24 protein-coding genes and 1 pseudogene are annotated in these 26568 nt (G+C 72.4%); 7 read left to right on the forward strand and 18 right to left on the reverse strand.

The window, feature by feature from the left end; all coding sequences use genetic code 11:
• Positions 1-124: 124 nt before the first annotated feature.
• Complete coding sequence (locus ACZ37P_RS00460) at positions 125-541, reverse strand: CBS domain-containing protein (RefSeq protein WP_355333815.1); 417 nt, start codon at positions 539-541, stop codon at positions 125-127.
• A gap of 330 nt (positions 542-871) precedes the next feature.
• Between ACZ37P_RS00460 and ACZ37P_RS00465 the strand changes: the two genes are divergently transcribed.
• Positions 872-1516, forward strand: coding sequence for an HNH endonuclease family protein (locus ACZ37P_RS00465; RefSeq protein WP_355333817.1), 645 nt, complete (start codon positions 872-874; stop codon positions 1514-1516).
• 147 nt (positions 1517-1663) lie between these two features.
• On the opposite strand, the pseudogene ACZ37P_RS00470 reads toward ACZ37P_RS00465, so the two are convergent.
• The 3 genes and pseudogenes from ACZ37P_RS00470 to ACZ37P_RS00480 form a co-directional block, all read right to left on the reverse strand.
• Positions 1664-1996: pseudogene (locus ACZ37P_RS00470) on the reverse strand (Tat pathway signal sequence domain protein); the annotation flags it as partial.
• 157 nt (positions 1997-2153) lie between these two features.
• The gene (locus ACZ37P_RS00475) at positions 2154-3683 is read right to left on the reverse strand and encodes a hypothetical protein (protein WP_355333820.1); all 1530 of its coding nucleotides are present in this window, start codon (positions 3681-3683) and stop codon (positions 2154-2156) included.
• Between the two features lie 304 nt (positions 3684-3987).
• Positions 3988-5481 (reverse strand): carboxylesterase/lipase family protein, encoded by a 1494-nt coding sequence (locus ACZ37P_RS00480; RefSeq protein WP_401714615.1) that lies wholly within the window; start codon positions 5479-5481, stop codon positions 3988-3990.
• Positions 5482-5599: 118 nt separating this feature from the next.
• Between ACZ37P_RS00480 and ACZ37P_RS00485 the strand changes: the two genes are divergently transcribed.
• The gene (locus ACZ37P_RS00485) at positions 5600-7273 is read left to right on the forward strand and encodes an ATP-binding cassette domain-containing protein (RefSeq protein ID WP_401714617.1); all 1674 of its coding nucleotides are present in this window, start codon (positions 5600-5602) and stop codon (positions 7271-7273) included.
• On the opposite strand, the gene ACZ37P_RS00490 is transcribed toward ACZ37P_RS00485, so the two are convergent.
• Both ACZ37P_RS00490 and ACZ37P_RS00495 read right to left on the reverse strand, forming a co-directional pair.
• Positions 7251-8654: an aminotransferase class V-fold PLP-dependent enzyme gene (locus ACZ37P_RS00490; RefSeq protein ID WP_467344167.1), complete on the reverse strand. Its 1404-nt coding sequence runs from the start codon at positions 8652-8654 to the stop codon at positions 7251-7253. The two genes, ACZ37P_RS00485 and ACZ37P_RS00490, sit on opposite strands and share 23 nt — an antisense overlap.
• Positions 8655-8909: 255 nt before the next feature.
• Entirely contained in the window at positions 8910-9374 is a 465-nt protein-coding gene (locus ACZ37P_RS00495) for a DoxX family protein (protein WP_467344169.1), read from the reverse strand.
• Positions 9375-9603: 229 nt separating this feature from the next.
• On the opposite strand from ACZ37P_RS00495, the gene ACZ37P_RS00500 reads away from it, so the two are divergent.
• Both ACZ37P_RS00500 and ACZ37P_RS00505 read left to right on the forward strand, forming a co-directional pair.
• Positions 9604-10218, forward strand: a complete 615-nt coding sequence (locus tag ACZ37P_RS00500) for a pyridoxamine 5'-phosphate oxidase family protein (RefSeq protein WP_355333834.1) — start codon at positions 9604-9606, stop codon at positions 10216-10218.
• 71 nt (positions 10219-10289) lie between these two features.
• Positions 10290-11255: an NAD-dependent epimerase/dehydratase family protein gene (locus tag ACZ37P_RS00505; RefSeq protein WP_401714623.1), complete on the forward strand. Its 966-nt coding sequence runs from the start codon at positions 10290-10292 to the stop codon at positions 11253-11255.
• A 22-nt stretch (positions 11256-11277) separates the two neighbouring features.
• Here ACZ37P_RS00505 and dapD read toward each other — a convergent pair whose 3' ends face one another.
• From dapD to ACZ37P_RS00555, 10 genes are all read right to left on the reverse strand, one after another.
• A complete protein-coding gene (gene dapD, locus ACZ37P_RS00510; RefSeq protein WP_355333839.1) occupies positions 11278-12258 on the reverse strand; it encodes a 2,3,4,5-tetrahydropyridine-2,6-dicarboxylate N-succinyltransferase in 981 nt (326 codons plus the stop codon).
• 107 nt (positions 12259-12365) lie between these two features.
• Positions 12366-14144 (reverse strand): DUF2264 domain-containing protein, encoded by a 1779-nt coding sequence (locus ACZ37P_RS00515; protein WP_467344172.1) that lies wholly within the window; start codon positions 14142-14144, stop codon positions 12366-12368.
• A 163-nt stretch (positions 14145-14307) separates the two neighbouring features.
• Positions 14308-14649: a metal-sulfur cluster assembly factor gene (locus tag ACZ37P_RS00520; protein WP_188284432.1), complete on the reverse strand. Its 342-nt coding sequence runs from the start codon at positions 14647-14649 to the stop codon at positions 14308-14310.
• On the reverse strand, positions 14646-15128 hold the full coding sequence (gene sufU, locus ACZ37P_RS00525; protein ID WP_188284431.1) for a Fe-S cluster assembly sulfur transfer protein SufU: 483 nt from the start codon (positions 15126-15128) through the stop codon (positions 14646-14648). Before sufU ends, ACZ37P_RS00520 begins: the two co-directional genes overlap by 4 nt.
• A gap of 10 nt (positions 15129-15138) precedes the next feature.
• Positions 15139-16386 carry a cysteine desulfurase gene (locus tag ACZ37P_RS00530; RefSeq protein WP_355334677.1) on the reverse strand — a complete coding sequence of 416 codons (1248 nt, stop codon included), beginning with the start codon at positions 16384-16386 and terminating at the stop codon, positions 15139-15141.
• Positions 16387-16412: 26 nt separating this feature from the next.
• Positions 16413-17207, reverse strand: coding sequence for a Fe-S cluster assembly ATPase SufC (gene sufC / locus ACZ37P_RS00535; RefSeq protein WP_355333844.1), 795 nt, complete (start codon positions 17205-17207; stop codon positions 16413-16415).
• Between the two features lie 7 nt (positions 17208-17214).
• The gene (locus tag ACZ37P_RS00540; RefSeq protein WP_355333847.1) at positions 17215-17553 is read right to left on the reverse strand and encodes a non-heme iron oxygenase ferredoxin subunit; all 339 of its coding nucleotides are present in this window, start codon (positions 17551-17553) and stop codon (positions 17215-17217) included.
• Entirely contained in the window at positions 17553-18719 is a 1167-nt protein-coding gene (gene sufD / locus ACZ37P_RS00545; protein WP_355333849.1) for a Fe-S cluster assembly protein SufD, read from the reverse strand. The genes ACZ37P_RS00540 and sufD overlap by 1 nt, the downstream gene beginning before the upstream one ends.
• Before the next feature lie 72 nt (positions 18720-18791).
• Complete coding sequence (sufB, locus tag ACZ37P_RS00550; protein ID WP_355333852.1) at positions 18792-20213, reverse strand: Fe-S cluster assembly protein SufB; 1422 nt, start codon at positions 20211-20213, stop codon at positions 18792-18794.
• A complete protein-coding gene (locus tag ACZ37P_RS00555; RefSeq protein ID WP_391044106.1) occupies positions 20210-21034 on the reverse strand; it encodes a helix-turn-helix transcriptional regulator in 825 nt (274 codons plus the stop codon). Before ACZ37P_RS00555 ends, sufB begins: the two co-directional genes overlap by 4 nt.
• 200 nt (positions 21035-21234) lie before the next feature.
• Between ACZ37P_RS00555 and ACZ37P_RS00560 the strand changes: the two genes are divergently transcribed.
• Together ACZ37P_RS00560 and ACZ37P_RS00565 are read left to right on the forward strand one after the other, a co-directional pair.
• Entirely contained in the window at positions 21235-22161 is a 927-nt protein-coding gene (locus ACZ37P_RS00560) for an ABC transporter ATP-binding protein (RefSeq protein ID WP_355333858.1), read from the forward strand.
• A gap of 31 nt (positions 22162-22192) precedes the next feature.
• On the forward strand, positions 22193-22984 hold the full coding sequence (locus tag ACZ37P_RS00565) for an ABC transporter permease (protein WP_355333860.1): 792 nt from the start codon (positions 22193-22195) through the stop codon (positions 22982-22984).
• 6 nt (positions 22985-22990) lie between these two features.
• Here ACZ37P_RS00565 and ACZ37P_RS00570 read toward each other — a convergent pair whose 3' ends face one another.
• On the reverse strand, positions 22991-24301 hold the full coding sequence (locus ACZ37P_RS00570) for a glycosyl hydrolase family 28-related protein (RefSeq protein WP_355333863.1): 1311 nt from the start codon (positions 24299-24301) through the stop codon (positions 22991-22993).
• Between the two features lie 145 nt (positions 24302-24446).
• Between ACZ37P_RS00570 and ACZ37P_RS00575 the strand changes: the two genes are divergently transcribed.
• Positions 24447-25442: a COX15/CtaA family protein gene (locus ACZ37P_RS00575; protein ID WP_355333865.1), complete on the forward strand. Its 996-nt coding sequence runs from the start codon at positions 24447-24449 to the stop codon at positions 25440-25442.
• On the opposite strand, the gene ACZ37P_RS00580 is transcribed toward ACZ37P_RS00575, so the two are convergent.
• Complete coding sequence (locus ACZ37P_RS00580) at positions 25419-26546, reverse strand: amidohydrolase (RefSeq protein ID WP_467344174.1); 1128 nt, start codon at positions 26544-26546, stop codon at positions 25419-25421. The two genes, ACZ37P_RS00575 and ACZ37P_RS00580, sit on opposite strands and share 24 nt — an antisense overlap.
• Between the last annotated feature and the right edge of the window lie 22 nt (positions 26547-26568).

Here is a 26568-nt window from a genome sequence, read left to right on the forward strand (position 1 = left end):
GCGACCAGCCTCAGGCGGCGCGGGACCGGCCTCAGGCGGCGCGGGCCGGTCTCACATCGCAGGCTGGTCTCACACCGCGCGGCGGCCTCAGACCGCGGACCGGGCTCACACCGCGCGACCAGCCTCAGACCGCGCGGATCGCCGTCGCCAGGGCGCCCGCCTCGGCCGGGCCGAGGTGCCGGGCGATGTCGGCCTCGCTGATGATGCCGACCAGGCGGCTCCCCTCGACCACCGGTACCCGGCGGATGCGCCGGGAGGACATGGTCGCGACGACGCTGCCCGCGTCGTCGTCGGCCGCGGCCGTCACCGGGCTGCCGTCCATCAGGTCGGCGGCCCGGACCGCGCCCGGGTCGTGGCCGGTCGCCACACAGCGCAGCACGATGTCCCGGTCGGTGAGCACCCCTTGGAGCCCGCCGTCGTCACCGGTGACCGCCAAGGCCCCGATGTCCGCGTCCCGCATCCGCTTGGCGGCCACGTCCAGGGTCTCGTGGGCGGAGATCGTCTCGACGCCCTGATGCATGATGTCGCGCGCAGTGGTCACAGCAGCTCCATTCGTCCCGGGCCCCCGCGCCGACCATAAAGTCCCGCGCGCCGCCCCGCACGGCGGCGGGAGCCGGGGCCAGGACCGGTAGCGGGCGGGCGCGGGGGCGCCGTGCGCACGGCGCTCGGAGGCCGTGGGACCCCGGCACGCACCGGCTCGTGCGCCGCGCGGGCCTCGTACGGGCCGGACCGCCACCGGACGTTCGCACATCAACATGTCATGGTCACATAAAATTTACCGCTGACGGTCTACCCGCATAGACCCGTGGCCGGGACCCTGGTCGGGAACCACCCGTACCGCTCGACCCCCTAGCCACGGGAGCGCTCAGTCATGCCCAAAAACCGTCTCGTGCACGGAATCTGTGCCGCCGTCAGCGCGGCACTGCTCGCGCTGACCGTCCTGTTCGTCAGCGGCGGCCCCGCACAGGCCGCTCTGCCGACCCCCATCGCCGCCTCCACCGCCCGCAGTTACCTGTCCGGCATGACGGCCACCGCGGAGACGCACGCCTCGACGTACGACCGGAATCTGTTCCCGACCTGGATCACCATCTCGGGCACCTGCGACACCCGCGAGTACGTGATCAAGCGCGACGGCACGAGCGTGGTGACCGACAGCTCGTGCAAGGCGACCTCGGGGAACTGGACCAGCCCGTACGACGGCGTGACCACCACCGACCCGTCGACCTTCGACATCGACCACCTGGTGCCGCTCGCCGAGGCGTGGGCCTCGGGCGCCTGGGCCTGGACCACCGCGCAGCGCCAGGCGCTGGCCAACGACGTGACCCGCCCGCAGCTCGTGGCCGTCTCCGCGCACTCCAACCGCTCCAAGGGCGACGGCGACCCGGCCGAGTGGCTGCCGCAGGCGTCGTACCAGTGCACGTACGCCCGCGCGTGGGTGCAGGTGAAGCACTACTACGGTCTGACCGTGGACAGTGCGGAGAAGTCGAAGCTCACGTCGGTCCTCAGCGGCTGCTGAAACGTTCCGGCCGCACCCGGCCGCACCCGGCCTCGCTCGTCACGGCGGTGACGAGCGCGGCCGGGCGGCGGTCCGCCCCTCAGCCCGGCCGCACATCAGCCCGTCAGCCCGGAAGCCCGTCAGCCCGTCAGCCCGTCAGCCCGGCGTCTTCAGGGTCAGCGTGCGGCGGCCGGGCGCGTAGAACCAGACGGCCCCCTCACGTACGAGGTACACCCCGTCGTCCGCCCACCACAGGCCCGTCAGCCCGTGCGCCCGCGTGACCTCGCCCGCCGCGAACGGCGTCTCCACCCAGTCCACGCCGTACACGGTGCCGGGCCCGGTCGCCCGTGACAGGTCGTCCACGTAGCGGCCCCCGGAGTCGATGCACCGGAACGCCTGGAGCACGCCACCGTTCTGCGCCGACGGCGGTGTCCGCCGGCACAACGACGTTCCCGCGGTCAGATACGCGTGACCTCGTTTCGGGTCGGCCACCACGGCCTCCCGCGTACGGCTGACCGGCACCGGGGCTCCTCACGTCGCGCTGAGCACCCACGGTGCCGCCCCCCGGCCAACCCCGGATGAACGGCGTCCTTCCGCGAGACGGCCACCCGGTTGCCCCCGGCGCGGGGGCGCGCCCCGAGCGGTGGACCGCCGCGCGTCAGCCCGAAAGGCCCTGGCGGGAGCGGGCCTTGAAGGCCGCCTTGCGGGCGTCCTTGGCGGATTTGCGGTCCGGGTGGAGACGCCCCATGGCTTCGAGGACGTCGGCGGTGGCGGGGTGGTCGACGCGCCAGGCGGCGTCGAAGAAGCCGTCGTGCCGGGCGACGAGGTCACGGACGAGGTCGGCCAGGATCTCGGGGGCGTCGTCGGCGGCGAGCTGCGCGGCGAGGGTGTCGATGGTGAGCCAGAAGACCATGTCCGCGTCGGGCGCGGGGATGTCGGCGGCGCCGCTCTCGGTGAGCCAGACGCGGGCGAGGCCGCCGAGCGCGCGGTCGTCGAGGACTTCGCGCAGCGCGGGCTCGGCCTCGGCGCCGAGCAGGGTGAGCGTCTGCTGGCAGATGAGACGACGGCCCGGCGCACCGGCGTCGTCGCCGCGCGCGGCGGCGAGCAGTTCGCGTGCGGCGTCGGCCGGCTTGCGGTCCTCCAGCCACAGCTCGGCCTCCACGCGCGCCGCCTGGTCGGGGTAGCCGGTCAGCGCTTCGAGGAGGTCGACGCCCGACCCGCCCGCGAGGTCGCCGATGGCGGGGGCCTGCGCGCCCGCGTCCACGAGCCGTTCGCGCATGCCGTGCACGCCGAGCGGCGTGAGCAGGACCATGCCGTAGCGGGAGACCTCCTCGGGGTCGAGGTCGTCCCCGACGGCCCCCTCGGGGAATTCGGGGAAGGAGCCGGTTTCCCCGTCGCCCTCCGCCTCCTCGATCAGCGCCTCGTCGACCGGCTGGTAGTCCAGCAGTCCGGTCGTGGCGAGCAGCCGGAAGTGGTCGTCCAGCCGCATCATCACCTCGGTGACCTCTTCGAGGACGGCGTCGCTGGGCTGGTCCATCTCGTCGGGCACGACGAGGGACGCGGCGAGCACCGGCAGCGGTACGGCGTCGGGCCCGTCCTCGGCGACCGCCGAGTCCTCCACGGCCATCAGCGCGTAGAGGTTGACCAGCGCGCTGTCGAGGAATTCGGCCTCCTTCTCCGGGTCCCAGTCCAGCTCGTCCAGGAGTACCTGGTCGCCGTCGTCCATGACCTCGCGCAGACTCTCGAAGTCCGGTGCGGCGGCGTCGGCGAGGGCCGACTCGGCGGCAGCGAGCCAGATGTCGAGCACGTCCTGCGGGAGGCCCGCGGTGATCCGCTCGTACGCCTCGCCGGGCAGCGCGCGACCGGCGACCTCGCCGACCGGCGTGGACTCCTCGGCCTCCTCGTCGATCTCCAGGACCAGCAGGCCGGTGTCGACGGCGACGCCCCACGCCTGGGCGGTCTCGGCGAGCCCTTCCTCGTCCTCGTCCACCGGGAGGCCGAGTTCCGCGGCGGCGGCCACCAGGTCGTCGTCCAGCAGCTCGCCCATCGCGTCGACCGGCCGTTCCGGTGTCGCCCACCGGGTCAGCCGCAGCGCTCGGTCCAGCAGCGGCACGGCCAGTGCCAGCCGCGCGAGGTCGTCCGCGGGGAGCAGCCGTACGGGCGGCAGGACGAGGGGACCTTCGGACATGGGGTGACTCCTAGAGGGCTCTACGGCTGTACGGCGTGAGGGGTGGGCCGGTCCGGCTCACCCCTGGCGGGTGGATCGGACCGGCACACGCGAACCGGTACGCGCGCCGGACGCGCGCACTCAGCGTAGGCCCTGCGACCCCCCGACCGTCGGCCTCCCGGCCCCGTCGCACCTGTCACCCCGCCGGTTCACCCGCCCGTAGCGACACGTTCCGGCCACCGCCGCCCGCCGCCGGGTGCGTACCGGCCACGCGTCCCTCAGGCGTACGGGAGTTCGGCGCGCGGGAGGGGCCGGCGCGAAGGGCTCAGCGCACGCCGTCCCACAGGGCGCGCTCGTCCGGGCGGGGGTCGCGTACCGGACCGCAGTGCGCGGGGTCGTCCGCCGTGCCGAAGACCATGGTCGTACGGTCCCGGGTGTCGTACGCGGGCCAGCCGGGATCGCCGGTGACGGCGAAGGAGACCCAGGCGGCGTGCATGGTGTCGGCGAGCGGCTGCGGCGGGGCCTCGCCGAGCAGCATGGTCTCGCCGGGCGCGTCCAGGTTGTCGAAGGCGAAGGCGATCTCGGAGGCGTGGCAGGCGCCGAGGCGGCCGTCGAAGGCGGTGGAGCGGCGGCCGAATTCGTAGACGTGGGCGCGCCGCACGGACTCGGCCAGGCGGACCGCGGGTATCCGGAAGAACCAGTCGGTGAGGACGGCGGAGAACAGGTCGCCGGTGGTGGCGCCGGGGCGGTTGGCCGCGTAGAGCGGCAGCGCGGTGTCGGGGTCGAGGCCGTGCCGGGTGATCGCGGCCCGCAGGTGCCTGTCGTCGATGTAGTCGATGACGCCGCTGGGCACGGTGAAGAGCCGGTACTCCTCGGCGGTGGTGCCGATCAGCAGGTCGACGGCGCAGTCGGCGCCGGGTCCCGGCACCGGGTGGGCGCGGGCGGCGGTGCTCGCGGTGTCCGCGATCGGCTCGAAGGGCATGGCGTTCAGCGCGACCTCGCCCCACAGCGCGGGGTCGGGGTTGGCGGTGACCTCGTTGCGCAGGGCGGTCTGCGCGGGCAGCAGGACGTCCAGCGGGAGTGCGGCGAAGGCCGCGGCGGTGGGTTCGACGCCGAGTTCCGCGGCGAAGTGCGCGGCGACCTTGCGGGCGGTGTCCCGGCCGATCGTGTGGTGCGCGGCGCCGCTCTGGAGGATCGCCCGGTGGAAGAGTCCTCGGGCGCCGGGGGCGGTGAGCAGCACCCCGATGCTCATCGCGCCGGCCGATTCGCCGAAGACGGTCACGCGGCCGGGGTCGCCGCCGAAAGCGGCGATGTTGTCGCGAACCCATTCGAGGGCGGCGATCTGGTCGAGCACTCCGCGATTGTCGGGGGCCCCGTCGAGGGACAGGTAACCGTCCGTCCCCAGGCGGTAGTTGACGGTCACGCAGACGACGCCGTCGCGGGCGAACGCGGCGCCGTCGTAGATCGGCAGCGAGCCCGAGCCGTTCATGAAGGCGCCGCCGTGCAGCCACACCATGACCGGTGCGCCGCCCGCGGTGTCGGGTGTCCACACATTGAGGTTGAGGCAGTCCTCGCCCGCGATGTCCGGGTCGGGCAGCAGCACGTCGAACGGCTTGACGTAGGGGCCCTTGGGCACGGTCGGGCCGAACGCGGTCGCGTCGCGTACGCCCTCCCACGCGGCGGGCGGTTGCGGCGCCATGAACCGGTGCGGTCCGAACGGCGGTGCGGCGTAAGGGATGGCGCGGAAGACGGCGACGCCGTCCTGGCCGGCCGCTCCGCGTACGTCGCCCTGCCGGGTGGTGCAGACCGGTCCGTCCATGCGTCAGACTCCTTCGTCCTGTGCCCGCTCCCGGGGCTCGCGTACGCTACCGGCGGCCCGCCCCTGCGGGAGGCGCCGCGACACCTTCAACGTACCAAGCGGTCGGTCAGGGGGCACGATGAGCGACGGCGGTCTCCGCGTCGAGGCGTACGGCGTGGGGCAGCGGGTCGCGTCGGGGCGGCAGACGCTGCGGGGGGTGAGCGTACGGATCGCGCCCGGCGAGCTGCTGGCCGTGGCGGGCGGCAGCGGGTCGGGCAAGACGACGCTGCTGGAGATCCTGGCCGGAATCCGTACCCCCTCGGCCGGTCGCGTCCTGCACGACAGTACGGAACCGGCCGTCCTGCGACCGGCGTTGGGGTATCTGCCGCACGGCAACGTGATGCACGACGACCTGCCGCTGGACCGGGCCCTCGGCTACGCGGCCCGCCTGCGGATGCCCGCCCGGACCGCCGCCGCTCTCCTGGACGCGGCCGTACGCGACGCGCTGGCCGCCGTCGGCCTGGCCGACCGCGCCCGCCAGCCCGTACGCACCCTCAGCGAGGGCGAGCGCCGCCGCGCCTGCATCGCGGTCGAACTCCTCACCCGCCCCCGCGTGCTGTTCCTGGACGAGCCGACGACCGGACTCGACCCGGCGACCGGCGCGGAACTCCTGCGCACCCTGCGGGACTTGACGGCCGACGGCGTCACCGTCGTCCTCACCACGCACGCGCCCGCCGATCTGACCCGCTGCGACCGCGTCCTGTTCCTCACCCCTGAAGGACGCCCGGCCCACCTGGGCACGGCGGCCACCCTCACGGCGGCGTACGGCGTCCCGACGCTGGAGGAGGTGTACGGGGCGGTGGCCCGCGGGGCGCGGGCGGCGGACGAGGCTGCCGCGGAGGAGACCGGCCCCGCGCCCGAGGCGGCGCCCGTGGCCGACAGCGCCGCCGCCACACGCCCGGCGCCGCTCGGGGCGGTCGGGCAGTGGTGGCTGCTCACCCGGCGGGCCGGGGAGTTGATGGCGCGCAATCGGCTGACGGCGGCGGTCGTCGTGGGGTCGCCGCTGGTGATCGTGGCGATGTTCGCGCTGCTGTTCCGGCCGGGGGCCTTCGATCCGGCGGCGCCGAGTCCGGGTTCCGCGGCGATGATCCTGTTCTGGATCGCCTTCGGCGGCTTCTTCTTCGGGCTGACCTACGGCCTGTTGCAGATCTGCGCGGAGCTGGCGGTGGTGCGCAGGGAGCGGCTGACCGTGCTGCGGCTCGGGCCCTATCTGCTGTCGAAGGCGGCGCTGCTGCTGCCCGTACTGGCCCTGGCGGACGCGGCGTTGCTCGCGGTGCTGCGCGGTCTGAACCGGCTGCCCGCCGCCGGGTGGGGCACGTACGGGTCGCTGTTCCTGACCGTGCTGCTCGCGTCGGCCGCCGCGCTCGCGCTGGGGCTGCTGGCGTCGGCGGCGGTGGGCGATCCGGGGCAGGCCACGCTGATGCTCCCGATGCTCTGCTTCCCGCAGGTGCTGTTCTCGGGGGCCTTTGTGCCGGTGCCCCAAATGGCTTGGGCGGGACGGGTGTTGAGCGCGGCGATGACCAACCGGTGGGCGTTCGAGGCGCTGGGCGGCGGGATCGGTCTGCGGCAGCTGTGGGCGCACGGCGCGTCACCGCTGGGGCCGCCGCTGCTGGCCTCGTACGGCGGCTCGTTCGACCGGGCGGTGTGGGCGGGCTGGCTGCTGCTGGCCGGTTTCACGGCGCTGTTCCTGGCCGCCGCGTGGGCGGTGCTGGCGCGCAAGTGCCGCACGGTCAGCAGACCAGCCGCGGGCTGAGCCCCGCCGGGTCGGGCGAGCGGTCGCGGTAGGTCTGCGCGGCGAAGGCGAGGAAGGCGGACACGTCGGCCGCGTTGGAGGACAGGCCGAGCGAGACGCGGACGGCGCCGCCGGAGGGCAGGCCGAGGCGGCCGAGGTAGTCGTCGATGGTGCCGGTGGCGGTACGGACGGCGCCGCCGAGTACATCGCGGTCGATGGCGAAGGCGACCTCGCCCGTGCCGGGGTTGCAGAAGCAGCCGGTGCGCAGCGATATGCCGCGCGCGGCGCTGTCGCGGCCGACGATCCGCTCGTCGATCACCCGTCCGTCGGCGCCGAGCAGATTCAGCGCGACCGTGCCGCCACGGCCGGTGGTGTCCTGCGGACCGTAGATCCGTACCAGCGGGCTGCCGTCGGCGTGCCGCAGACCGCGCAGCCCGGCCAGTAACTCGGCGGTGAGCGAGGTGACATGACGGTGTATCGACTGCACACCGACGCCGGTGATCCAGTCGAGGCCGAATTCGATGTCGGGAATGCTCAGGTAGTTGACCGTGCCGTCCTCGAAGGCCGCCTCGCCGTCGGCCATGTGGTGCCACAGGCCCTGGGCGCTCACCACGTGGATGGTGCCGCCGGAGAACCACGGCCGCCGCAGCCGCGTCAGCGCCTCCCTGCGGGCCAGCAGACAGCCGATGCCGGTCGGGTAGCCGAAGACCTTGTACCAGCTCACGGCCACGAAGTCGGGGCTGAACCGGCCGAGGTCGAGCACGTTCGCGGGCACGTAGGCCGCCGCGTCCAGCAGGACGTCCCAGCCCGCCGCCCGCGCCCTGGTCACCCAGTCCAGCGAGTGCTGGACCCCGCTGAAATTGCTCTGCGCGGGGTACGCGAGCAGTCCGGGCCCCCGGGCCCCGGACTCCGTGCCCGCCCGCGGCCTCGCGCCCGTCAGAACGGCGTCCATCGCCGTCGCGTCGATGCCGAGGCCCGGCGCCTCCAGCGGTACGTACACCGTCCCCGCGCCCCGGCCGCGGGCGTACTCCCGCAGGCCGTTGACGGAGTTGTGGTTGTCGAGGGTGAGCACCAGCCGGTTGTCCGGCCCGAACGGGTAGGCCTCGCCGACCAGTCGGCACGCCCCGGTGGCGTTGGCCGTGAACACCACGGCGTACTCGGCAGGATCGGCCCTGAAGTGCGCGAGCACCCGTGCGCGGGCCCGCTCCACCAGTTCGCCCGACGCCTGCGAGGCCGGGCTGACCGAGTGCGGATTGCCGTAGCAGCCCGCCGCGATCCGGTCGGCGTGCGCCCGCACTTGGGCGCGGGCGGGAAGTCCCGCGCCGGTGTGGTCGAGGTACACCTGCCGTCGCTCGTCGAGATACCCGTATTCGACCGCGCGCAGCGCGCCAAGGCTGTCCATGAGCGACCCCCGGTCTTCCGGTCTCCGGTCCTCCGCGACGCGATCCCGCGCGATCCCGCGCGATCCCGCGCGACCCAGCGCGACCCCGAACGGCCGCCCGTACGACCGCCGTTGCGCCAGTCGTCGCGCCGGCCGTACGACGCCCGCGCGACATCCGCGCGACATCCGTGCGACGTCCGTACTCAGGATCGCACCGCGAGCCGTCCGCCGTGCGGCGTTGCGTACGGTCGCCGGCCGCGGCCGACGGGAGCGCGGTCAGGTCCGGGCGACCGCGCCGCGGACCAGGGCCAGCAGCGCCTTCGTACTGTCCCTGCGGGCCCAGGCGATCAGGGCCAGCGGCAGGATGAGGATGATCGGCGTCGCCGCGTTGTCGCCGTCGAAGACGGTGATCTGGGTGATGGTGGCGCCGATCATCAGGCCGATCATCGCGACCGCGGCGACCTGGTAGAGCACCGGAATCAACAGGGCGACGGCGCCCGCGAGTTCGAGCGCGCCGGTGAGGTACATGAACCAGTCGCCGAAGCCGATGCGGTCGAAGGAGTCGGCCGCGGCGTCGATGCCGAGGAGCTTGGGGGCGGCGCTGGCCACGCCGTAGAAGAGGGCCAGCACGATCTGGAGGGCGAGCAGCGCGGTGCGCGCCCGGCTACGGGCGGGGCGGGCGGTGACGGCTGTCGCGGTACCGGTCGCGGTGGCGCTGGCGGGGGTGGAGACGACGGACACGAGGGGCTCCTCTGGTCGGGTCGATGCGGTGCTGTCGTATGCGCCGTGGCGCTGTCGAAGAGGTAGACCGGGGACCGCCGCGGAACTCATCGCAGGCGCGGGAAAGACAGGGGAAGGCCAGAGGAAGGCCAGGGAAAGGCCAGGGGAAAGGCGCGAGGAAAGCCCGGAAAAGCCACCCTGTACAGTGAGAGTTCCCAGAAGGTACTCACTCACCGGGGGTGTACGGCACATGCAGGAGATCACCGACGAGGCCGAACTGCGGGAACTGCTCGGCGAGCCCACCGCGGTCGTCCGCGACAAGGCGCGCGACCGGCTGCACGAACTGGACGTGGCCTGGCTGAAGGCGGCGCCCTTCTGCCTGATGGCCACCTCGGCGGCCGACGGCACCTGTGACGTGTCGCCCAAGGGCGACCCCGCCGGTTTCACCGTCGTCCTGGACGACCGGACCATCGCGGTCCCCGAGCGGCCGGGCAACCGCCGCGCGGACGGCTTCCGCAACATCCTGTCCAACCCGCACATCGGCCTGCTCTACTTCGTCCCCGGGCGCGGCGACACCCTCAGGATCAACGGCAGGGCGCGGCTCCTGCGCGACGCCGACTTCTTCGACCGCATGGTCGTCAAGGGCCACCGCCCGCAGGTCGCGGTCCTGGTCGACATCGAGGAAGTCTTCTTCCACTGCTCCAAGGCGTTCCTGCGCAGCGCGCTGTGGAAGCCGGAGACGTGGCAGCCCGACGCGCTGGCCTCGCGGGCGCGGATCTCCAAGACGCTGGAGCGGACCGAGGACTCGCTGGCGGAGCTGGAGACGTACTACGGGGCCGCGTACGCGGAGAAGATCTACCACTAGGGCCTGTCCGGCGGATCACGACCGCGATATCCGGGTGACGGCCGCCGGGACCGGCAGTAGGGTCGCCCCTTATGCGCATTCTCGTTCTGGGCGGTACCGCCTTCGTCGGCCGCGCCATCGTGGAGGACGCACTCCACCGCGGGCACGACGTCACCCTCTTCGGCCGCGGCAGGACGGGCACCGGCCTCTTCCCGGGCCTCCCCCGGCTGACCGGCGACCGCGACACCGGCGACTACGCGGCGCTCGCGGGCGACACCCGGTGGGACGCCGTCGTGGACGTCAGCGGCTACGTCCCGCGGCACGTCGCGCAGGCCATGGACGCGCTGGGCGACCGGATCGGCCGGTATCTGTTCATCTCCAGCCACGCGGTGTACCAGCGCGAGGGTGTGGCGCCCGGCTCCGACGAGGACACCCCGCGCCGCCCGCCGGTCCGCGACACCGAGGTGCTGAGCGAGGCCACGTACGGGCCGTGCAAGGTCGCCTGCGAGGACGACGTGACCGCGCGCCACGGGCAGCGCGCCACGATCGTGCGGGCGGGGAAGGTCGCCGGTCCGCACGACCCCTCCGACATGTTCACCTACTGGGTGCGCGCCGCCGCGCGCGGCGGCCGGGTCGCCCTGCCCGCCGACCCCGCCCAGCCGGTGCAGATCATCGACTCCCGCGACCTGGCCCGGCTGGTGATCCGGCTGCTGGAGGACGACCGGCCCGGCGCCTTCCACGCCGTGGGCCCCGAACAGCCGGTCACCCTCGGCGAGTTGATCGAGACGTGCGCGCGGGCCGCGGGCACCGAGGTGGAGATCGTACGGGTCACGCCGGACGTCGTACCGCCGATGTTCCCGCTGGTCCGGGAGGACACCGCCACACAGCAGCGCAGCGCCGCGCGCGCCCGGGCCGCCGGGATGCCCGCGACCCCGCTGGCGGTCACCGCCGCCGACGTCCTGGCCTGGGACCGGGAACGCGGCGAGCCGCCGCTGGAGGCCGGCTGGTCCCCCGAGGAGGAGCGGGCGGTGCTCGCGGCGGCGGCTCGTACGGCGTGATCCGGTCACGCGTGACGCGTCGTCAGTTGTGGCTGTGCAGCGCGTCGTTGAGGCCGCCCCACGAACCCGTGCGCTGAAGGACCTCGACCTTGCCGGTGGTCGAGTTGCGGCGGAAGAGGATGTTGTTGGCGCCGGAGAGCTCCAGCGCCTTGACGATCTTGCCGTCCGGGAGCGTGACGCGGGTGCCCGCGGTGACGTACAGGCCCGCCTCCACGACGCAGTCGTCACCGAGGGCGATGCCCAGGCCCGACTCGGCGCCGAGCAGGCAGCGTTCGCCCACCGAGACGACCTGGGTGCCGCCGCCGGACAGGGTGCCCATGATGGACGCGCCGCCGCCGATGTCCGAGCCGTCGCCGATGACGACGCCCTGCGAGATGCGGCCCTCGACCATGGAGGCGCCCAGCGTGCCCGCGTTGAAGTTGCAGAAGCCCTCGTGCATGACGGTCGTGCCGGACGCCAGGTGCGCGCCGAGGCGTACGCGGTCGGCGTCGGCGATCCGCACGCCGGACGGGGCGACGTAGTCCGTCATCCGCGGGAATTTGTCCACGCCGTACACCGCCAGGTGCAGGCCCTCCGCACGGGCCGCCAGCCGCGCCCCTTCGACCGCCGCCACCGGCACCGGGCCGATCGACGTCCACGCGACGTTCGCCAGCAGGCCGAACAGCCCTTCCAGATTGGGCTCGTTGGGGCGGACCAGGCGGTGGCTCAGCAGGTGCAGCCGCAGATACGCGTCGTGCGCGTCCAGCGGCTTGTCGTCCGTCGAGGCGATGACGGTCCGCACCGCCACGACCTCCACCCCGCGCCTCGGGTCCTTCCCGAGCGCCTTGGGCGCCGCCGCTCCCAGCAGCTCCGCCGCGCGCTCGGCGCTCAGCCGCTCGGTGCCCGCGGGGCCCGCCTCCGCGGCGAGTTCCGGTGCGGGGTACCAGGTGTCCAGGACGGTGCCGTCGTCGGCGACGGTGGCAAGGCCGACGCCGAGGGCGCCGGGGGCACGATGCTCATTCATACCCAGACGCTAACCCGTCCTCCCCCCGCCCAGCCACCCGCCCCGCCCCCCGCCCCCGTACGGCTCCCGATCCGCTACGGGCGCGCCCGTGGCGCGCCGCGGCGGCCTCAGTGCCGCGCCCTCGGCGGTGCCTCCTCCCACGCCGCCGCCCCCGCGGCCCCGGCGCCGAGCACCGCGCAGCGCAACCAGTGCTCGCCGGGCGGGAGTTGACCCACCAGCACGGGCAGTGACGTGCGCCGCGCCAGCACATTGGTGCCCGGCAGCGGGTCGAGCACCCGGCCACTACGGCCGCCGTCCAGATCGCGCAGCCCGCTGAGGTCCCCGGCCCCGGTGACCGTCACCGCGCTGCCCTCGCTCTCCTCGCGCCGGGTCAGCCCCGCGTCCCGGTCGACCGCGAAGCCGCCCTCCGCCGTGTACAGCGCGCGGCCCGTACGGACGCGGTGGGTGCGCAGGTGCCAGGGCGCGGCGGCGGTGAGCCAGGTGGTGATCTCCACGTCGGGCCACGGCCGCCAGGTGCTGCGTACGGTGTCGCCGTCCTCGACCGCCGGATCGTGCTGCTCCTCGCGCACCCGGAAGTGCCGCGGCGCCGTCCCCTCCTCAATGTCGGCCTCGTCGCTGACCGCGAGCACCGAGTCGTACGCCCCCGGCTCCAGGCCGAGACCGTCGACCGGCGCGCTGAAGCCGAAGCGGGAGGAGTACGCGAATTTGGCGTACTTCGCGGCGCCGCCCCGCGCCCAGAGATTGTGCTGCGACCCGCTGAGCAGCGTCGCGTCCCCGCCCGAACGCATCAGCACCGCCCCGGCGTCCGGCTGCGCCAAGGTCTCCGGCAGCTCGGCGGCAGGCTCCTCGTCCGCCGTCCAGAAGGCGTGGTCCGCGGGCAGGGCCAGCGGCAGGAACGCCTTCATCGCCCAGTACGGCGAGCCCGGCCCGTTGTACTGCTCCGCGACCGCCGGCTGCGGATAGCCGTACCCGATGGTCAGCACCCCGTCCGGCGACGTCAGCGCCGACCGCTCCCGCCACCAGCGCAAGTGCCGCGACAGCAGCCCCTTGGCCTCCCCCGGCGGCACGGCGTCCACCCCCGCGTACGGCAGCGCCCCCCAGAACGAGCCCTGCGCGAACCGGTACGTGAGACTGCGGCCGAACGGCACGGCGGCGCCGTCCGCCGCGAACCAGTGCCGGAAGCCCGGCGCGAAGTCGGCCGCCCGCTGCCGGAAGCGCGCCGCCCGCGCCGGGTCGCCGTCGCCCGCGAGCGCCGCGTAGATCAGGCCGTAGAAGTGCATGGCCCACGGGATGTAGTAGTCGCGCTGCGCGGTGTTCCCGTCGGCGTACCAGCCGTCCTGGCGCGCGTACGTCTCCAGCCGGTCCAGCCGGGCGTGCCGCGCGTCCCGGTCGTGCGCGTACCCCACCCGGTCCAGACCGAGGCTGACCAGCACCGGGAAGAAGTTCCAGTTGTTCTCGGGCGTGTCGGCCCCCAGGAAGCTCGCCAGCCAGGCACCCGCCCGGTCCCGTTCCTTGCCGCTCAGCGGGTCCCACAGCTTCTCCGGCGCCAGCGCCAACGCGAATCCGACGGCCGCCGTCTCGACGGTCCGCTGGTCGATGCCGGTGGCCGTCCCCCAGTACTCGGGATGCCCCGGGTCCGTCCCCGCCGCCAGCCCCCGCGCCCACAGCTCCCAGTGCGCGAACTCCCCGCCCCCCGCCGCCAACGGCGCCAGCCCCCACAACGGCCGCGCGTACCCCTCCAGGTCGGCCGCGGTGTCGTCATGGTGCGCCGTGTTCACCCCCAGCCGTATCCGAGCGCCCCCCTCGCTCGCGTACCGCACCAGCGGATCGACCAACTCCCGCACATACGCCTGCATCTCCCCACGCGCGCCACTGCCGCTCGCCATCCCAACCGCCTCCCTCACGAAGTTGCGATAATTTTCGCAACACCCCCAAGAGACCGTCAACGGCCCCGCCACGGCATCGGGCGGCCACCGCGTGAGACGCGGTGACCGCCCGATGCCGTGGCGCGGAGCCCTGCGATGCCGAGGCGGAGAGCCCGGAGAAAGATCAGACGTTGAAGCCCAGGGCGCGGAGCTGGTCGCGGCCGTCGTCGGTGATCTTGTCGGGGCCCCACGGGGGCATCCAGACCCAGTTGATCTTGAGGTCGTTGACGATGCCCTCGGTGGCGGAGACGGCCTGTTCCTCGATGACGTCGGTGAGGGGGCAGGCCGCGGAGGTGAGGGTCATGTCGAGGGTGGCGACGTTGGAGTCGTCGACGTGGATGCCGTAGATGAGGCCGAGGTTGACGACGTCGATGCCGAGTTCGGGGTCGACGACGTCGTAGAGGGCCTCGCGGATCTCTTCTTCTGAGGCCGGAGTGGTGCTCAGGCCGTTCGGTACGGGGCTCATGAGGTCTTCCCTTCGGAAGCTTCCGAGGCTTCGGGACCGTCGGCCAGCGCTTGCGCCGTCGCGTCCTTCCACGCCATCCAGCTCAGCAGCGCGCACTTCACACGCGCCGGGTACTTCGAGACACCGGCGAACGCGACCGCGTCCTCCAGCACTTCCTCCATCGCGTCGTCCGGCTCGACCTGGCCCTTGGACTGCATCAGCTCCAGGAAGGTCTCCTGGATCTTCCGCGCCTGGGCCACGTCCTTGCCGACCAGCAGCTCGTTCAGCACCGACGCGCTGGCCTGGCTGATCGAGCAGCCCTGGCCCTCGTACGAGATGTCGCCGATGACGGCGCCGTCCATCCGCACCCGCAGGGTGATCTCGTCCCCGCAGGTGGGATTGACGTGGTGCACCTCCGCCTGGCCGTCCCGCAGGCCGCGCCCGTGGGGGTGCTTGTAGTGGTCCAGGATCACTTCCTGGTACATCGAGTCGAGCTTCACAACACCACCATCACCCGAAGAAGTTCCGTACCTGCTCCAGCCCCTCGACCAGGGTGTCGACCTCGGCCGGGGTGGAGTACAGATAGAACGACGCCCGCGTGGTCGCAGGAATTCCGTACCGCAGGCAGACCGGCCGCGCGCAGTGGTGGCCGACGCGTACGGCGATGCCCTGTTCGTCGAGCACCTGGCCGACGTCGTGCGGGTGGATGTCGCCGAGCGTGAAGGAGATCGCGGCGCCGCGGTCCTCGGCCGTGGTGGGGCCGATGATCCGCAGGTCGGGAACCTCCAGCAGACGGCCCACCGCGTAGTCGGTCAGCGCGTGCTCATGCGCGGCGATCTTGTCCATGCCGATCGCGGTCAGATAGTCCACGGCCGCGCCGAGGCCGACGGCCTGGGCGATCGGGGGCGTACCGGCCTCGAACTTGTGCGGCGCGGGCGCGTACGTCGAGGAGTGCATGGAGACGGTCTCGATCATCTCGCCGCCGCCGAGGAACGGCGGCAGGTCCTCGAGCAGCTCCTGGCGGCCCCACAGGACGCCGATGCCGGTCGGGCCGAGCATCTTGTGGCCGGTGAAGGCCACGAAGTCCGCGCCGAGCGCCTGCACGTCGAGCACCATGTGCGGCGCGGCCTGCGAGGCGTCGATCAGCACCAGGGCGCCGACGTCCTGGGCGCGGCGCACGATGGCCTCGACCGGGTTGACGGTGCCCAGGATGTTGGAGACCAGCACGAAGGAGACGATCTTCGTCTTCTCGGTGATGATCTGCTCGATGTCCGACAGGTCGAGCCTGCCGTCGTCGGTCAGCCCGAACCACTTCAGCTTCGCGCCGGTGCGCTGCGAGAGCAGCTGCCACGGCACGATGTTGGAGTGGTGCTCCATCTCCGTGATGACGATCTCGGTGTCGCTGTCGACGCGGTACGGCTCGTCGGCCCAGCCGAGCATGTTGGCCACGAGGTTCAGCGACTCGGAGGCGTTCTTGGTGAAGATCACCTCGTCACGGCTGGGCGCGTTGATGAAGGCGGCGATCTTGTCGCGCGCGCCCTCGTACAGCGCGGTGGCCTCCTCGGCGAGCACGTGGACGCCGCGGTGCACATTGGCGTTGTGCCGCTCGTAGTACTCGTTCAGCGCGTCGAGCACCTGGCGCGGCTTCTGCGAGGTCGCCGCGTTGTCCAGGTACACGAGCTTCTTGCCGTCGTGGACCAGGCGGTCCAGGACGGGGAAGTCCTTGCGGATCGCTTCGGTGTCCAGGAGGCCCGGCAGCACCCGGCCGACGGACGAGGGGACTGTCACGCGGCGTCCCCCTCGGAGTTCGCTCCGCTGCTCACGGGGCCGCCCTTCACGTAGGACTCGTAGCCCTCTTCCTCCAGCTTGTCCGCCAGCTCGGCGCCGCCGGACTCGGCGATCCGGCCCTGCGCGAAGACATGCACGAAGTCGGGCTTGATGTAGCGCAGGATGCGCGTGTAGTGGGTGATCAGCAGGGTGCCGACCTCGCCGCTCTCGCGGACCCGGTTGACGCCCTCGGAGACGACCCGCAGCGCGTCGACGTCGAGGCCGGAGTCGGTCTCGTCGAGGATCGCGATCTTCGGCTTGAGCAGTTCGAGCTGAAGGATCTCGTGGCGCTTCTTCTCGCCGCCGGAGAAGCCCTCGTTGACATTGCGCTCGGCGAAGGCGGGGTCCATCTGGAGGCGTTCCATCGTCTCGCGGACCTCCTTCACCCAGGTGCGCAGCTTGGGCGCCTCGCCGCGGATCGCGGTGGCCGAGGTGCGCAGGAAGTTGGAGACGGAGACGCCGGGGACCTCGACCGGGTACTGCATGGCGAGGAAGAGACCGGCGCGGGCCCGCTCGTCCACGGTCATCGCCAGCACGTCCTCACCGTCGAGCGTGACGGTGCCGCCGGTGATCGTGTACTTGGGGTGGCCCGCGAGCGAGTACGCCAGGGTGGACTTGCCGGAGCCGTTGGGGCCCATGATGGCGTGGGTCTCACCCTGCTTCACGGTCAGGTCGACGCCGCGCAGGATCTCGCGGGGGCCGTTCTCGGCTTCGACGGTGACGTGCAGGTCGGTGATTTCAAGCGTTGCCATGGGTGCCTCAGGACTCCTGGGTGACGGAGACGAGCACGTCGTCCCCAACGATCTTTACGGGGTATACGGGGACCGGCCGCGTGGCCGGCAGCCCGGACGGCTTGCCGGTGCGCAGGTCGAAACTGGAACCGTGCAGCCAGCACTCGATCTGGCAGTCCTCGACCTCGCCCTCGGAGAGCGAGACGTTCGCGTGCGAGCAGATGTCGTTGATGGCGAACACCTCGCCCGCGGTGCGGACCACGGACACCGGGACGCCGTCCAGCTCGACCCGGCGGGGGGTGTCCTCCTCCAGGTCGCTGGCGGCGCAGGCGCGGACGAATCCGACCGTGCCGTTGTCGACGCTCATCAGACGGACGCCTCCAGCTCGGCGTCGATCTTGGTCATCAGCCGCTCTTCGAGGTCGGCGAGTCCGATCTGCTGGACCAGTTCGCCGAAGAAGCCGCGGACGACCAGGCGGCGGGCCTCGTCGGAGCGGATGCCGCGGGACTGGAGGTAGAAGAGCTGCTCGTCGTCGAAGCGGCCGGTCGCCGAGGCGTGGCCGGCGCCGACGATCTCGCCGGTCTCGATCTCCAGGTTGGGGACCGAGTCGACCCGCGCGCCGTCGGTGAGCACCAGGTTGCGGTTGAGCTCGTAGGTGTCGGTGCCCTCGGCCTCCGCCCTGATGAGCACGTCGCCGATCCACACCGCGTGCGCGTCCTGCCCCTGGAGCGCGCCCTTGTACGTGACGTTGCTGCGGCAGTGCGGGGTGTCGTGGTCGATGAAGAGCCGGTGCTCCTGGTGCTGGCCCTCGTCGGTGAAGTACAGGCCGAACAGCTCGGCCTCGCCGCCGGGGGCGCCGTAGATCACCCGCGGGTGCAGCCGGACCAGGTCGCCGCCGAAGGTGACGACCACCGACTTGAACGTGGCGTCACGGCCGACCAGCGCGGTGTGCTGGGCGACGTGCACGGCGGTGTCGTCCCAGTCCTGGATCGAGACGACGGTGACCTTGGCGCCGTCGCCGACCAGGACCTCCACGTTGGCGGCGAAGGTGCCGTCACCGGTGTGGTCGATGACGACCACGGCCTCGGCGAAGGCGCCGACCTCGATCACCTGGTGGCCGTAGACCGTGCCGCCCTCGCCGTGGACGGCGATCCGGACCGGCTCGGTGAGGACGGTGTCCTTGGGGATCGAGACGACCGAGGCCTTCTCGAAGGCGCTGAACGCCTGGGCGGTGACGCGGTCGGCGGGCTTGCCCGCCTTGCCGACGCGGGCGTCGGTGCGGTCCACGGTCTCCACGGTGACGCCCTCGGGCGCGGTCACCTCGACCCGGAGGGCGCCGGTGGCCTCGGCGGTGCCGTCGTGCAGGCCGCGCAGCCGCTCCAGCGGAGTGAAGCGCCACTCCTCCTCGCGGCCGTGCGGCACCGGGAAGTCGGCCACGTCGTACGACGGGGCCGCGCTGACCCGGGCGTCGGCGGGATGGCCCACCGTGATGGCACCGTCCGTGGTGCTGCCCGCAGGGGTGTTGTCAGCCATGGCTGTGCTGGTGCTCGCTTTCTGCCTTATTGTGTCCGGCCGGGGGGATGGTGGACGAGGAAGCCGCCGCGGTCAGCCGACCGAGCCTTCCATCTGGAGCTCGATCAGCCGGTTCAGCTCCAGGGCGTACTCCATGGGGAGTTCCTTGGCGATCGGCTCGACGAAGCCGCGCACGATCATCGCCATGGCCTCGAACTCGGTCATGCCGCGGCTCATCAGGTAGAAGAGCTGGTCGTCGGAGACCTTGGAGACGGTCGCCTCGTGACCCATCGACACGTCGTCCTCGCGGACGTCGACGTAGGGGTACGTGTCCGAGCGCGAGATGGTGTCGATCAGCAGCGCGTCGCACAGCACGTTGGACTTGGCGCCCGACGAGCCCTCGCCGATCTCGATCAGACCGCGGTAGGACGTCCGGCCGCCGCCGCGGGCCACCGACTTGGAGACGATGTTGGACGACGTGTTCGGCGCCATGTGCACCATCTTCGCGCCCGCGTCCTGGTGCTGGCCCTCGCCCGCGAAGGCGATGGACAGCGTCTCGCCCTTGGCGTGCTCGCCCATCAGGTAGACGGCCGGGTACTTCATCGTCACCTTGGAGCCGATGTTGCCGTCGACCCACTCCATCGTGGCGCCCTCGTAGGCGACCGCGCGCTTGGTGACCAGGTTGTACACGTTGTTCGACCAGTTCTGGATGGTCGTGTAACGGCAGCGGCCACCCTTCTTCACGATGATCTCGACGACCGCGGAGTGCAGCGAGTCCGACTTGTAGATCGGCGCGGTGCAGCCCTCGACGTAGTGGACGTACGCGTCCTCGTCGACGATGATCAGCGTCCGCTCGAACTGGCCCATGTTCTCGGTGTTGATCCGGAAGTAGGCCTGGAGCGGGATGTCGACGTGCACGCCCTTCGGCACGTAGATGAAGGAGCCGCCGGACCACACCGCGGTGTTCAGCGAGGCGAACTTGTTGTCGCCCGCCGGGATGACCGTGCCGTAGTACTCCTGGAACAGCTCCGGGTGCTGCTTGAGCGCGGTGTCGGTGTCGAGGAAGATGACGCCCTGCTCCTCCAGGTCCTCACGGATCTGGTGGTAGACGACCTCGGACTCGTACTGCGCGGCGACACCGGCGACCAGCCGCTGCTTCTCGGCCTCGGGGATGCCGAGCTTGTCGTAGGTGTTCTTGATGTCCTCGGGCAGGTCCTCCCAGGACTCCGCCTGCTTCTCCGTGGACCGCACGAAGTACTTGATGTTGTCGAAGTCGATGCCCGACAGATCCGAGCCCCAGGTCGGCATGGGCTTCTTGCCGAAGAGCTTGAGGCCCTTCAGCCGCATCTTCAGCATCCACTCGGGCTCGGACTTCTTCTGCGAGATGTCACGGACGACGGCCTCGGACAGGCCGCGCTTGGCCGCGGCGCCGGCCACGTCCGAGTCGGCCCAGCCGTACTCGTACGTACCGATGCCCTCGAGCTCCGGGTGAGTGGTCTCCGTGGGAGCAGTCATGCGGGGTTCCTCCCGGACGTGCTGGCAGATGCTGTGGGATCTTCGGGTGCGTTCTGGGGTGGGTCCGACGGGGTCCCCGGTGGTGTGTCAGGTGGGGCTCCCGACGGGATGGTGCTCGCGTGGTTGACCTGCGGGATGAACGTGGTGCACACCCCGTCGCCGTGGGCGATGGTGGCCAGCCGCTGGACATGCGTCCCGAGCAGGCGGGAGAAGACCTCGGCCTCCGCCTCGCAGAGCTGCGGGAACTGCTCGGCGGTGTGGGCCACCGGGCAGTGGTGCTGGCAAAGCTGCTCCCCGGCGGGGCCGGGGGCGCTTCGAGCCGTAGCAGCGTACCCGTCCGCGGACAGCGCCTGGGCCAGCGCGCGTGCGCGGTCCTCGGGCGCCGCCGCCTCGACGATGGGGCGGTACCGCTCGGCCTGGTCGGCCACCCGGGCGCGGGCGAAGGCCGACACCGCGGCCTCGCCGCTCTCGCCGCCGCCCGCGGACCTGGCGATCCAGTGCAGGGCGTCGGCGGCGAGCTGGTCGTACGCCTGGTCGAACGCGTCACGACCACAGTCGGTGAGCGCGAAGACCTTGGCGGGCCTGCCGCGGCCACGGTGGCCGTAGACCCGCTGGTCACGCGGCTCCACGACATTGTCCGCGTGCAGTGCGTCCAGATGGCGGCGGACGGCGGCCTGCGTGAGGCCGAGCCGTTCCGCCAGGTCGGCCGCGGTGGAAGGTCCGTGGTCCAGGATGGACCGGGCGACCCGGTTGCGGGTGCGCCGCTCCCCGGTCGTCTGCTCCTCCGCCGCCCTCCGGGCAGCACTGGTCCCGTATTCCACAACACCATTGTTGCGTAATTCCTCAGGAGCAGGCAAGCCGCGCCGGTCGCGATCACGGTGGGCTGCGTCACTTAGGGTTACCTAACCAGGGACGGTACGAGGCCGCGTACGGGCGGTACGAGGCCGCCGCGGAGGAGAGCGGGGAGCGGCTTCCCGGGACCCGGGCACGGCCGGTCCTGCGCCGTCCCTAGACTCACAGCATGCGAAACGAGCCCGCGGTCGAGGTGACCGGTCTGGTCAAACGGTACGGGACAAGGACCGCGGTGGACGGCCTCGACCTGACCGTGGCCCGCGGCGGCGTCACAGCGGTGCTCGGCCCCAACGGCGCGGGCAAGACCACCACCGTCGAGGTCTGCGAGGGCTACCGGCGGCCGGACGGCGGCACCGTACGGGTCCTCGGTCTCGACCCGGCCGCGCGCGGCGCGCAACTGCGGCCCCGGATCGGCGTGATGCTCCAGTCCGGCGGTGTGTACCCCGGCGCGCGCGCCGAGGAGATGCTGCGGCACACCGCGACCCTGCACGCCGACCCCGTCGACCCGGCGCTGCTGATCGAACGGCTGGGTCTGGAGTCCTGCGGTCGCACCACCTACCGCCGGCTGTCCGGCGGCCAGCAGCAGCGCCTCGCGCTCGCCATGGCCGTCGTCGGCCGCCCCGAACTGGTCTTCCTCGACGAGCCCACCGCCGGTCTCGACCCGCAGGCCAGGCACGCGACCTGGGATCTCGTACGGGAGCTGCGCGCGGACGGCGTCACGATCGTGCTCACCACCCATTTCATGGACGAGGCCGAGCAGTTGGCCGACCAGGTGGTGATCATCGACGGCGGCCGGGCCATCGCCCGCGGCACCCCGGACGAGCTGTGCCGCGGCGGCGCGGAGAACACGCTGCGCTTCTCGGGACGCCCCGGGCTCGACCTGGTCTCGCTGCTCAACGCGCTGCCCGCCGACACCGCCGCGGCGGAACTGACCCCGGGCAACTACCGCATCGAGGGCAAGGTCGACCCCCAACTGCTGGCCACCGTCACCTCCTGGTGCGCCCAGCACGGCGTCCTCCCCGACCGCCTCTCGGTCGAGCGCCGCACCCTGGAGGACGTCTTCTTGGAGCTGACCGGCAAGGAGCTGCGCGGATGAGGAACCTGGCGGGCATGAAGGAGCTGCGCGGATGAGCGCCGAAGTGAGCGCCCCGACCGGGACCGGCGTCTTCGCCCCCGCCCCCGGAGCCGCGCCGCTCCCCCGGATGATCCGGGCCCAGGCGGCGCTGGAGACCAGGATGCTGCTGCGCAACGGCGAGCAGCTGCTGCTCACCGTGATCATCCCGGCGCTGCTGCTGGTGCTGTTCAGCGCCGTCGACATCGTGGACACCGGGGCGGGCAAGTCGGTGGACTTCCTGGCCCCCGGCATCCTCGCGCTCGCGGTGCTGTCCACCGCGTTCACCGGCCAGGCCATCGCCACCGGCTTCGAGCGGCGTTACGGCGTGCTCAAGCGCCTCGGCGCCTCGCCGCTGCCGCGCTGGGCGCTGATGACGGCGAAGACCTGCTCGGTGCTGGTCACCGAGGCGTTGCAGATCGCGCTGCTGGTGGTGATCGCCTTCGCGCTGGGCTGGTCGCCGCACGGCAACCCCTTCGCCGTCGTGCTGCTGCTCCTGCTCGGCACCGCCGCCTTCTCCGGGCTCGGGCTGCTGATGGCGGGCACGCTGAAGGCCGAGGCGACACTGGCCGCGGCGAATCTGGTCTTCATCCTGCTGCTGGTCGCGGGCGGCGTGATCGTGCCCCTGAGCAAGTTCTCCGGCGGCGTCCAGTCGGTCCTGAGGCTGCTGCCGATCTCGGCGCTGTCCGACGGGCTGCGGGACGTGCTCCAGCACGGCGCCTCGATGCCCTGGGGCGACCTGGGCATCCTCGCCGTCTGGGCGGTCGTCGGGCTGGCTCTGGCGGCCCGCTTCTTCCGCTGGGAGTAGCCGCCCTCACCCGCCCGCGGCCGGGATGCAGTCGGTGAACCGTACGAAGTCCCGGCCCTGCCCCTCGTCCAGCGCCAGGAACGCGGCCGGCGGGTGCGAGCCGAAGCGGCACATGTCGTAGCGCACGCACACCGGCGGATTGGCGTTCGCCGCCGTACGGAACTGGTGCGCGCCGACGAGCTGGCAGGAGTCGTAGCGGACCAGCGGGCCGTTGGCGCCGATCGTGTAGCGGTGGGCGCGCAGGTCGTCGGAGAAGTCCTTGAAGGCGTGCGCGGTGTCGTCGCAGTCGTTGAAGTGGACGGTGCCGCGGTTCCACGCGCAGTCGATGACGACGACCGAGGGGTCGCGCAGTTCGAAGCGGATGTCCTCGGCGTGGAAGCGCTGGGCGCCGTCGAAGTGCGAGGCGCGCGGGAAGCGGAAGAAGGCGCTCTCGAAGCCGTAGTCGGGGTGCGGGGTGGGGCGGCGCCCGGTGATGATGTAGCTGCCCGCGCGGCAGGTGACGGACCCGCCGTAGGGGAACTCCAGGAAGTTGCCCCACTCGTAGGTGACGTTCATGTCGGTGAACCAGTAGTTGAGGAACTGGTCCTGCTGCTCCAGGTTCTTGGAGTTCAGCGACAGCCCCGAGTAGAGGAATGCCTTGCGGTAGGCGCCGCCGACCCGGCACGCCTCCCAGCGCATCTCGGAGTTGGTGTTGCTGCCGTCGAGCGCGAGCCCGTACTCCCACTCCCCCATCCACTCGCAGTCCGAGAAGCGGTAGTTCGCGGCGCCGCCGGTCGAGTACGAGTAGAAGAAGGACGCGCCGGGCGTGGCGGAGGTGAAGCGCAGACCCTCGAAGGAGATGTTCTGCCAGGTGTCGATGTTGCGGCACAGATAGGCGTCGGACGCGTTCGGCGGGTCGAAGACGATGTCGCTGATCCGCAGCCCCGCGCCCCGGAACCGCAGCCCGTTGACCTGCCGGGTGGGCTTGTTGGCGTCGATGAAGGCGTACGGCTTGGTGATCCGGAACACACCGGGCGGCACGTCGATGACGGTACGGCCGGTGCCGCCGTCCGCGCGCGACTCGGCATAGGCGTACGCGGCGGCGAAGGCGGCGCTGTCGTCGGTGTGGCCGTCGCCCTTGGCGCCGAAGTCGGCCACGACGTCGACGTATCCGGGGTGGTTCGCGGGCCCCGGGTGCGCGGGGTCCGCGGTGTCGGCCGCCGAGGAGTCCCAGGCGCCGCCCGCGTAGGCGGCGAGGCCCGTCCCCGCGAGGGCGGCTGCCGCGCCTCCGTAGAGCAGGTGCCTGCGGTTGACGGTCTCACGGTGTTCGCCGGTCATACGGCGCCTCCCGTCGTCGGTCCCCGTGCGTGAGCCCCGATGGTAGGGCCGTACCACCGGGTTCGGGTGGTTTCGGGGCGATCGGATCCGGCGCGTACACACCCCTCGTGAAAGCGTGCACAAGCGTGCCGCCTACCATGGGCGCGTGCCGAAGCTTCTCGAACTCGTGCGAAACCCCCTCGCCGCCATCGCAGAGCGGTGGACCCCGTCCCCCGCCACGGTCCGCAGGGCGACCCTGTCCGCGCTGGTCATGTCGGTCGTCATCGTGGTCACCGGCGGTGCGGTACGGCTGACCGGTTCCGGCCTCGGCTGCCCCACCGCGCCCCGCTGCGTGGGCGACAGTTGGGTGCCCACCTCGGCGATGGGCGTACACGGGGCGATTGAGTTCACCAACCGCATGCTGACGTACGTTCTCTGCGCCGCCGTCGGCTGGGCCATCATCGCGGTGCGGTCGCAGAAGCCGTACCGGCGCAGTCTGACCCGGCTCGGCTGGGCGCAGTTCTGGATGGTCGTGGCGAACGCGGTGCTGGGCGCCTTCACCGTGCTCACCGGGCTCAACCCGTACACCGTGTGCGTGCACTTCCTGCTGGCGTTCGTGCTGATCACCATCGCCGTGGTGATGTGGCGGCGGACCGCGGAGGGCGACAGCGCGCCGAGTCCGCTGGTCGGCAAGCCGGTGCAGCAGCTCGGCTGGATTCTGACCTGTGCGACCGGGCTGCTGGTCGCGGTGGGCACCGTCGTGACCGGCGCGGGGCCGCACGCGGGCGACTCCAGCGATGTGCACCGCGTCCCGGTGGACTGGAAGTCGGTGGCGCAACTGCACGCGGATCTCGCGTGGGTGGTGGTCGCGCTGACCGTCGCGCTGTGGTTCGTGCTGCGCGCGGTGGACGCGCCGGTCGGGCCGCGCAACAGCGCCCGCGACCTCTTCCTGGTGCTGATGTCCCAGGGCGTGATCGGCTACGTCCAGTACTTCACCGATCTGCCGGAGGCCGTCGTCGGCCTGCACATGTTCGGCGCGGCCATCGTGTGGATCGCGGTGCTGCGGGTGCTGCTGTCGATGCGCGAGCGGGCCGTCGACGTGCCCGACGCCACCGTGCCGGGGCCCGCGCAGGCCGGGTCAACGCTGAGCGTCGGCGTCTGACCCCTCAGGACCCGTCCACCGGTCCGCGTCGGCGGCCGGGTCGGGGCGGAAGACCCGGCGGGCGTTCCCGCCGCCGACCAGCGCGCTGACCCTGCGGCCGTCCGCGGCCGACCAGTCGCCGCCGGCCACCCGCTCGCCGACGAACCGGCCGAGCGCCGCGCCGAAGGTCCGCACCCCGGTCACGTAGAGCTCGGGCAGCGCGACGGCGCCGCTGGCGTACAGCACCTTCGCGAAGGGCGCCCGGTCGAGCACCGCGGCCGGTCCGGTGCCCAGCGCCACATGCACATGCGGGAGTACGGCCGCCAGGTCGGCCGCCGCGCCCTCGTGTCCGGGCCCCGGCAGCAGCACCACCTCGGTGCCCAGGCCCGCGGTGGCCCGCAGGAATCCCCCGGCCGCCGAGGGTCCCGCCCCGCCCGCGCCGTGCCGCAGCGTCAGCGGCACCCCGGTCGCCACCGCGTTCCACAGCAGATGGCGCAGGAGTACGGGGTCGGCGGGGCGCTCGCCGACCGGCCGCCGGGCGAGCCAGTCGGCGGCGGCGTACCGCACGTGCGCGGTGTCCGGCGGTCCGGTGCCCAGCGCCTGGTCGGCGCCCGCGCGGAAGGGTCCGCCGTGCGGGCGGTCGGCGCAGGAGAAGCCGACCGTGTCGAGCGCGGCGGTGTGCACGGCCTCGGCGAGGTTGGCCAGGAAGCCGTCGACCGTGCCCGAGGTGTCGGCGACCTGCTGGGCCAGCGGTTCGAGGCGGACGATCTCGTGGGCCGCCGCGCCGCCCGCCGCGCCCAGCTCCTTGGGCGATGTGAGGTCGCCGGGCTCCCCGGTGTCGACGAGATACGCCTCGATGCCGGTGGCGCGCAGCAGCAGCCGGGTCGCCTCGTACGCGCCCAGCTCGCGGCGGCGGGCCAGGTAGCGGGCCGGGGAGCAGTGCGGTTCGAGGCCGAGCAGCGGCGCGCACCAGCGGCGCACCGCGAAGCCGGTGGGGCTGTCGAAGAGGGTGGTGTGCGGCGCGGCGACGCCGGGCAGCCGCGCCTCGAACGCGCCGAGGCCGAGGTCGCCGGGGAGCACCCCGTGGCAGTACGCGTCCACGAGGTGTGTCAGGTCCCCGGTCATCCGCCCGCTCCCTCGCCGTCGT

Source organism: Streptomyces sp. NPDC024632, from assembly GCF_055559175.1.

Coding starts and splice junctions, on each gene's coding strand:
- ACZ37P_RS00465 (WP_355333817.1), top strand. CDS start 872: ATGCCCAAAAACCGTCTCGTGCACGGAATCTGTGCCGCCGTCAGCGCG.
- ACZ37P_RS00475 (WP_355333820.1), bottom strand. CDS start 3,683: ATGTCCGAAGGTCCCCTCGTCCTGCCGCCCGTACGGCTGCTCCCCGCG.
- ACZ37P_RS00480 (WP_401714615.1), bottom strand. CDS start 5,481: ATGGACGGACCGGTCTGCACCACCCGGCAGGGCGACGTACGCGGAGCG.
- ACZ37P_RS00485 (WP_401714617.1), top strand. CDS start 5,600: ATGAGCGACGGCGGTCTCCGCGTCGAGGCGTACGGCGTGGGGCAGCGG.
- ACZ37P_RS00490 (WP_467344167.1), bottom strand. CDS start 8,654: ATGGACAGCCTTGGCGCGCTGCGCGCGGTCGAATACGGGTATCTCGAC.
- ACZ37P_RS00500 (WP_355333834.1), top strand. CDS start 9,604: ATGCAGGAGATCACCGACGAGGCCGAACTGCGGGAACTGCTCGGCGAG.
- ACZ37P_RS00505 (WP_401714623.1), top strand. CDS start 10,290: ATGCGCATTCTCGTTCTGGGCGGTACCGCCTTCGTCGGCCGCGCCATC.
- dapD (WP_355333839.1), bottom strand. CDS start 12,258: ATGAATGAGCATCGTGCCCCCGGCGCCCTCGGCGTCGGCCTTGCCACC.
- ACZ37P_RS00515 (WP_467344172.1), bottom strand. CDS start 14,144: ATGGCGAGCGGCAGTGGCGCGCGTGGGGAGATGCAGGCGTATGTGCGG.
- ACZ37P_RS00520 (WP_188284432.1), bottom strand. CDS start 14,649: ATGAGCCCCGTACCGAACGGCCTGAGCACCACTCCGGCCTCAGAAGAA.
- sufC (WP_355333844.1), bottom strand. CDS start 17,207: ATGGCAACGCTTGAAATCACCGACCTGCACGTCACCGTCGAAGCCGAG.
- ACZ37P_RS00540 (WP_355333847.1), bottom strand. CDS start 17,553: ATGAGCGTCGACAACGGCACGGTCGGATTCGTCCGCGCCTGCGCCGCC.
- sufD (WP_355333849.1), bottom strand. CDS start 18,719: ATGGCTGACAACACCCCTGCGGGCAGCACCACGGACGGTGCCATCACG.
- sufB (WP_355333852.1), bottom strand. CDS start 20,213: ATGACTGCTCCCACGGAGACCACTCACCCGGAGCTCGAGGGCATCGGT.
- ACZ37P_RS00560 (WP_355333858.1), top strand. CDS start 21,235: ATGCGAAACGAGCCCGCGGTCGAGGTGACCGGTCTGGTCAAACGGTAC.
- ACZ37P_RS00565 (WP_355333860.1), top strand. CDS start 22,193: ATGAGCGCCGAAGTGAGCGCCCCGACCGGGACCGGCGTCTTCGCCCCC.
- ACZ37P_RS00570 (WP_355333863.1), bottom strand. CDS start 24,301: ATGACCGGCGAACACCGTGAGACCGTCAACCGCAGGCACCTGCTCTAC.
- ACZ37P_RS00580 (WP_467344174.1), bottom strand. CDS start 26,546: ATGACCGGGGACCTGACACACCTCGTGGACGCGTACTGCCACGGGGTG.